Annotated in this window: 1 pseudogene; it reads left to right on the top strand. The window is 67.0% G+C overall.

Going from position 1 to position 264, the window contains the following annotated elements:
• Positions 1-264: pseudogene (locus KZZ04_RS19585) on the top strand (N-acetylglutaminylglutamine synthetase); the annotation flags it as partial.

Below are 264 nucleotides of genomic sequence, written 5' to 3'. Positions count from 1 at the left end.
CTTTCACACCGGCCTCGACCTGCGCATCCTGGTGATCGGCTTTGAGGTGGTCGCCGCCGCGATTCGCCGCCCTGCCGAGGTGACCGGGGACGGCCAGCACTCCATCGGCGCGTTGATTGAAGCGCAAAGCCGTCGCCGCCAAGCCGCTACCGACGGCGAAAGCAAAATCCCGCTGGACGCCGAAACCCAACGCACCCTGCACGCCGCCGGTTATGACTACAGCAGTATCCTGCCGCGCGGTGAAACCCTGGCCGTGCGCCGCAC

The sequence above is a fragment of the Pseudoalteromonas sp. CR1 genome (genome assembly GCF_019392235.1).
Classification (GTDB): Bacteria; Pseudomonadota; Gammaproteobacteria; order Enterobacterales; family Alteromonadaceae; genus Pseudoalteromonas.
This window is presented reverse-complemented; position numbering and strand designations above follow the sequence as displayed.